This window comes from Streptosporangium minutum (assembly GCF_002149035.1).
In the GTDB taxonomy this organism is placed as follows: Bacteria; Actinomycetota; Actinomycetes; order Streptosporangiales; family Streptosporangiaceae; genus Streptosporangium; species Streptosporangium minutum.
In genome coordinates this window covers 1-6,120 of record NZ_NGFP01000380.1, presented here as the reverse complement: position 1 = coordinate 6,120, position 6,120 = coordinate 1, and the positions used below count along the sequence as shown (strand labels likewise).

The following is a 6,120-nucleotide window of genomic DNA, read 5'->3' as shown; positions in this document are numbered from 1 at the left end:
GGACCGGACGGGGCGGGGCGGGACCGGACGAGGGGACCGGACGGGCCGGGGAGCATCACGGCTGGCCCAGGTCGCGGCGGAGATACTCGGCGGTGAAGGAGCCGGTCACGCCGAGGAGCTGCCGGGGCGTGCCCTCGAACACGACCGTGCCGCCCCGGTCCCCGCCGTCGGGGCCGAGGTCGATGATCCAGTCGGCGTTCTTGACGACGTCGAGGTTGTGCTCGATGACGATGACGGAGTTGCCGGCGTCCACCAGGCTGTCCATGATGGCGAGCAGGTGCTTGACGTCGGACATGTGCAGGCCCGTGGTCGGCTCGTCCATCACGTAGACGCTGCCGGTCTTGTGGAGCTCGCCGGCGAGCTTGATCCGCTGGCACTCACCGCCGGACAGGCTGTTGAGCGGCTGGCCGAGCTTGAGGTAGCCCAGCCCCACCTCGTTGACCGCACGCAGGATGCGCAGCGGCTTCGGCTCGGTGAAGAACTCCGCCGCCTCGCCCGCCGTCATCTCCAGCACGTCGAGGATGGACCTGCCGCGCAGGGTGTGCCGGAGCACCTCCTCCCGGAACCGCCGCCCCTGGCAGACCTCGCACGTCGACGTGATGCCGTCCATGAACGCCAGGTCGGTGTAGATGATCCCCAGCCCCTGGCACTCCGGGCAGGCTCCCTTGGAGTTGAAGCTGAACAGGGCCGGGCTGACGCCTCCCGCTCTGGCGAACAGCTTGCGGACCTCGTCCATCAGCCCGGTGTAGGTGGCCGGGTTCGACCGGATCGACCGGCTGACCGCCGACTGGTCGATGACCACCGCGTCGGGGTGCCGCGCCAGGAACACCTTGTTGACGAGCGTGCTCTTGCCCGACCCGGCCACCCCCGTGACCACGGTGAGCACGCCGGTGGGGAAGGCGACCGTGACGTCCTTCAGATTGTGCGCGGTGGCGCCGGCGACGGTCAGCGCACCGGTCGGCTCGCGGAACTCCGCCTTGAGCGGCTGGTTGTGGCGCATGTGCCGGCCGGTGAGGGTGGCCGCCTGGTGCAGGCCGGCGACGCCGCCCTCGTAGACGATCTCGCCGCCGTGCGCGCCCGCGTGCGGCCCGACGTCCACCACGTGGTCGGCGATCTCGATGACGTCGCGGTCGTGCTCGACCACGAGCACGGTGTTGCCCTTGTCGCGCAGCTCGCGCAGCAGGTCGTTCATCCGGGTCACGTCGCGCGGGTGCAGGCCGACGGTGGGCTCGTCGAAGATGTAGGTCATGTCGATGAGGCTGCTGCCCAGGTGCCGGACCATCTTGATCCGCTGCGACTCCCCGCCGGAGAGCGTGCTCGTCGCCCGGTCCAGGCTGAGGTAGCCGAGGCCGATGGAGACCAGGTGCCGCAGCCGCTCCAGGATCGCCGCGACCATCGTCGCTGCGACCGGGGCGGTGATCTCGGCGACCACGTCCACCAGATGACGGGCCTCCATCGAGGCCAGCTCGGCGATGTTGCGGCCGTTGACGCGGCAGGCCAGCGCCGCCTGGTTGAGCCTGGTGCCCCGGCACAGCGGGCAGCGGCGCGCGGAGACGAAGTCCATCGCCGAGTCGCGACCGGGCTTTCCCTCGGTGTCCCGGTTGATCTGGAGCCGGTAGAACTTGTCGACCACCCCTTCGTACTTCTGCGGGACCGTCCCGCCCTGCGTCTCGAACATGACGTCCGGCCCGGAGCCGCCCAGTAGCGTCTGCCACTCGGCCTCGGTGTAGTCCTCCAGCGGCTTGTCGTTGTCGAACAGCCCGGAATGGATGTAGGTCTTCCAGTACCACGTGCCGACCCGGAAGCCGGGCAGCAGGATCGCGCCCTCGTTCAGCGACTTCGACCGGTCGAAGGCCAGATCGACGTCCAGGAGCACCTTCCGGCCCACGCCCTGGCACTCCGGGCACATCCCGGCGGGGTCGTTGAAGGAGAAAGCGTTGGAGTAGCCCGCGGGCGGCGTGCCGATCCGGGAGTAGAGCAGCCGCATCAGGGAGAGGATGTCGGTGATCGTGCCGACGGTGGAGCGGGAGTTGCCGCCGATGCGCTGCTGTCCGATGACGACCGCGGTGGAGAGGTTCTCGATGCCGTCGGCGTCCGGCTGGCCGTACTTGGGGAGGCGGTTGCGGATGAACGTGCTGAAGGTCTCGTTGAGCTGCCGCTGCGACTCCGCGGCGATCGTGTCGAAGACGATGGACGATTTGCCGGACCCCGAGACGCCGGTGAAGACCGTGATCTGCTTCTTCGGGATCCTCAGTGAGATGTTCTTGAGGTTGTTCTCACGGGCGCCCGTTATCTCGATGTGGCTCATGAATCCGACGCTAGCCACGGTTTAGGCCAGTTTCCGGCCGCAATCGGTGGCATCGTGGCATCCATGGCAGATACCACCGCACGGGTGCTCCGGCTGCTGTCGCTGCTCCAGGCGCACCGCGAGTGGCCGGGGCCCGAGCTGGCCGAGCGGCTGGAGGTCAGCCCGCGCACGCTGCGCCGCGACGTCGACCGGCTGCGCGAGCTGGGCTATCCGGTCCACGCGACGACCGGCCCGGCCGGGGGCTACCGGCTGGAGGCGGGGACCGCGATGCCGCCGCTGCTGCTCGACGACGATGAGGCCGTGGCCATCGCGGTGGGCCTGCGCACGGCGGCGAGCGGCGGGGTGACCGGGATCGAGGAGACCTCCCTGCGGGCCCTGGCCAAGCTGGAGCAGGTCCTGCCCTCCCGGCTGCGCCGCAGGGTCAACACCCTGCAGACCCAGACCGTGGCGGTGCGCGGCTGGTGGCCGACCGTGGACCCCGACACCCTGGCGCTCCTGGCCCAGGCGAGCCGGGACCACGAGCGGCTGCGCTTCGGCTACCGCCGGCGCGACGGCACGGAGAGCGCCCGCCTGGTCGAGCCCTACCGGCTGGCCTCCACCGGGCGGCGCTGGTATCTCGTCGGCTGGGACACCGACCGGCGGGACTGGCGGACCTTCCGGGTGGACCGGCTCACCTCGCCGCTGGCGACCGGTGCCCGATTCGGCCCGCGCGAGCCGCCGCCCGGTTACGTGGAGGAGTCGGTGGTCGCCCCCATCAGCCGCTACCGGGCCGTGGTGACCCTGCACGCGCCCCTGGAGGTCGTGGCCGACCGGTTCCCCGGTCCGGGGGCGACGATCGAGGCTCTGGACGAGCACAGCTGCCTGCTGCGCACCGGCGGGGACTCGCTGGAGTGGCTCGCGCTCACCATCGGAATGCTCGGCCTGGACTTCACCGTCCACGACCCGCCCGAGCTGGCCGGCTATGTCCAGCTGCTCGCCGCCCGGCTTCAGGCGTCGACCGCGCCGCCGCTGCGCCAGTAGACGTTGTCCTTCCGGCTCAGCAGCCCGTCATCGACCAGGTAGCGGCGTAGCGCCGCGTAGTCGTCGTGGAAGGCGCGCAGCGCGGTGTTGACCTCCTTCTCCGGGTAGCGGACCCCCGGCTCGAAGACCTGGGCGATGTAGTTCAGCACGATGAGCTGCTTGTCGCGTTTGGTGGGGATCGCCCGGAGCCGTCCCTCGACCAGGAAGGACTGCAGCACCTTCTCCTCGGGGGAGAGCGGGACGGCGGGCTTGGCCGTGGCGTGCAGCAGCTCGCGGAACCGCTCCCGGCGCGCCTGCCAGCGGCCGTCTCCGTCCCGTACGGCCAGCCCGCCGCGTTCCAGCCGGTCCAGCGCCTGCCGTGTCGGGTCCCTGTCCAGCCCGGCATCCTCGGGGGTGCCGTCCAGCGCCAGCGCCGCCAGCACCCGCAACGTGTCGTTCTGATAGAGCAGGCCCAGTACCTGCCTGATCGCGTCGTCAGTCATGCCCCCCATTCTGTCGGCCCCGTCCGCCGCCTCCGCGCCATGGACGGCGGACCCGATGCTCCTGGCATCATGTAGCGCATGTCGAGAAAGATCATTTTAACCGCGGCCCTCCTCGCCGGTACGGCGCTCGCCGGCGCCTCCCCGGCCTCCGCCGCCGCCCCCGCCGTCCCGAAGGGGTTCCTGCTGCACGACAGGGAGGTGGCGACGGATCAGGCCAAGAAGGACGAGCCCGCCGACGCCGAGAACGTCTGGCGGGCCAGCGCCAAGGTCGGGGAGCGGTTCGCCGTCGATTTCTGCGCCCACGACACGGTGATCGCCTCGCTGCCGAAGGACAGGATCGGCCAGACCGGCCGGGCGGCGGCCCGGACGGTCTACCTCGACGTCAAGGGCGAGATCGAGACCGCCGAGCAGGTGATCCTCTACCGCTCGGAGCAGGCCGCGCGCGCGGCGCTGGGACAGTTCCGGGCGGCCGTGGAGAAGTGCGGGCGGTCCGAGGTCTGGAAGAGCGGTTCCTACAGCCGGACCCTGGCCAGGGTCGCCCTCGGGGACGAGGCGTGGAAGAGCAGCGCCCGGGAGTACGAGGACGGCGAGCCCGTCGCCGGGGACGACGTCGTGATCGCGCGCCGGGCCAACGCGGTCATCGTCTACCTCTCCTCCGCCTCCGCCAAGCCGTCCGCCAAGAGTTACACCCAGCAGCTCGCGCACACCAGGCAGATGCTCGCCAAGATCTGCCAGATCGTCGCCTGCGCCCCGCGGCGACAGGGATGAGACGGGCCGGCCCGGAGCGCGGACGGTCGCGTCCGGGCCGGATCCGCGGAGCGGAGGCGGTTCAGGCCGATGCGGACGGTCGAGTCCGGGGCGGATCCGCGGAGCGGAGGTGGTTCAGGCCGATGCGGACGGTCGCGTGCGGGCCGGCTCCGCGAGGTCAGAGGCGGTTCAGGCCGATGACGTGGACCACGGCGCGGCCCTCCTCGTCGGAGGCGCCCAGGTCCACCTGGGCGTCGATGCCCCAGTCGCCGTCGCCCGCCGGGTCGGCGATGACCTGGCGGACCCGCCAGAACTCCTTCTCCTCCTCGATGCGGAGCAGGCCCGGCCCACGGGCGTCCGGGCCGGTGCCGATCTCCTCGTGGTCGTCGTAGTAGGCGTCGAGGGCGGCGCCCCAGTCCACGTCCGGCGCCAGCTCGGCCAGCTCCTGCTCCCTCTCCAGGGAGGCCAGCTCGACCAGGCGGAACATCGCGTTGCGGACCAGCACGCGGAACGCGCGGGTGTTGGCGGTGACCGGCCGGGTCCTCTCCTCCAGGGAGGGCGCCTCCAGCTCGCCGGTCGGGTTCTGCAGCTGCTCCCACTCGTCCAGGAGGCTGGAGTCGACCTGGCGGACCAGCTCGCCGAGCCACTCGATGAGGTCGATGAGATCCTCGGTCTTGAGGTGCTCGGGGATGGTCCGCGACAGGGTGCGGTAGGCGTCGGCGAGGTAGCGCAGGACGGTGCCCTCGGACCGGGCCAGCTCGTAGAACTGGATGTAGTCGGCGAAGGTCATCGCCCGTTCGTACATGTCCCGCACGACGGTCTTGGGGCTGACGGTGTAGTCGCCGACCCAGGGGTGGCCCCGCCGGTAGGTCTCGTAGGCGCCCAGCAGCAGGTCGGCCAGCGGCATCGGGTAGGTGACGTCGTTGAGGAGCTCCATCCGCTCCTCGTATTCGATGCCGTCGGCCTTCATCTGCGCCACGGCCTCGCCCCGGGCCTTGTTGAGCTGCGCGGACAGGATCTGGCGGGGGTCGTCGAGGATGGACTCGATGATGGAGACCATGTCCAGGGCGTAGTTGGGCGACTCCATGTCCAGCAGTTCGAGGGTGGCCAGGGCGAAGGTGGACAGCGCCTGGTTGAGCGCGAAGTCCTCCTGGAGGTCGACGGTCAGGCGGGCCATCCGGCCCTGGTCGTCGGGCTCGGCGAGCTGCTCCACCACGCCGCCGGCCAGCAGCGAACGGTAGATCGCGATGGCCTGGCTGATGTGCCGCCGCTGCCACTTGCGGTCTTCGTGGTTGTCGGTGAGCAGGTGCTTCATCGCGGCGTAGCAGTCGCCGGGGCGGTTGATCACCGCGAGCAGCATCGCGTTGCTGACCTTGAACCGGGAGTTGAGCGGCTCGGGCTCGGCGCTCTGCAGCTTCTCGAAGGTCTCCTCGCTCCAGCCGACGAAGCCCTCCGGGGGCTTCTTGCGGGCGTAGCCGCGCCTTCTCTTGGGGTCGTCGCCGATCTTGGCCAGCGCCTTCTCGTTCTCGACGACGTGGTCGGGGGCCTGGCAGACGACGTAGC

Annotated in this window: 5 protein-coding genes; 2 read left to right on the top strand and 3 right to left on the bottom strand. The window is 70.6% G+C overall.

The window, feature by feature from the left end; all coding sequences use genetic code 11:
• Positions 1–55: 55 nt before the first annotated feature.
• Entirely contained in the window at positions 56–2,308 is a 2,253-nt protein-coding gene (locus CA984_RS41930) for an ATP-binding cassette domain-containing protein (RefSeq protein WP_086578884.1), read from the bottom strand.
• Positions 2,309–2,371: 63 nt separating this feature from the next.
• Here CA984_RS41930 and CA984_RS41925 point away from each other — a divergent pair, with 63 nt between their 5' ends.
• Positions 2,372–3,328 (top strand): helix-turn-helix transcriptional regulator, encoded by a 957-nt coding sequence (locus CA984_RS41925; protein ID WP_086578883.1) that lies wholly within the window; start codon positions 2,372–2,374, stop codon positions 3,326–3,328.
• Here the strand turns inward: CA984_RS41925 and CA984_RS41920 are convergent.
• Positions 3,295–3,810 carry a DUF2087 domain-containing protein gene (locus CA984_RS41920; protein ID WP_207621246.1) on the bottom strand — a complete coding sequence of 172 codons (516 nt, stop codon included), beginning with the start codon at positions 3,808–3,810 and terminating at the stop codon, positions 3,295–3,297. The two genes, CA984_RS41925 and CA984_RS41920, sit on opposite strands and share 34 nt — an antisense overlap.
• Positions 3,811–3,888: 78 nt before the next feature.
• Between CA984_RS41920 and CA984_RS41915 the strand changes: the two genes are divergently transcribed.
• The gene (locus CA984_RS41915; protein ID WP_086578881.1) at positions 3,889–4,578 is read left to right on the top strand and encodes a hypothetical protein; all 690 of its coding nucleotides are present in this window, start codon (positions 3,889–3,891) and stop codon (positions 4,576–4,578) included.
• A gap of 157 nt (positions 4,579–4,735) precedes the next feature.
• Here CA984_RS41915 and CA984_RS41910 read toward each other — a convergent pair.
• Positions 4,736–6,120 (bottom strand): DUF3516 domain-containing protein (locus CA984_RS41910; protein ID WP_133061945.1); only part of this gene is annotated, 1,385 nt, incomplete at its 5' end.

Bases quoted from the DNA above. Each gene is read 5' to 3' on its own strand.
- CA984_RS41925 (WP_086578883.1), top strand. From the start codon at position 2,372: ATGGCAGATACCACCGCACGGGTGCTCCGGCTGCTGTCGCTGCTCCAG.
- CA984_RS41920 (WP_207621246.1), bottom strand. From the start codon at position 3,810: ATGACTGACGACGCGATCAGGCAGGTACTGGGCCTGCTCTATCAGAAC.
- CA984_RS41915 (WP_086578881.1), top strand. From the start codon at position 3,889: ATGTCGAGAAAGATCATTTTAACCGCGGCCCTCCTCGCCGGTACGGCG.
- CA984_RS41930 (WP_086578884.1), bottom strand. From the start codon at position 2,308: ATGAGCCACATCGAGATAACGGGCGCCCGTGAGAACAACCTCAAGAAC.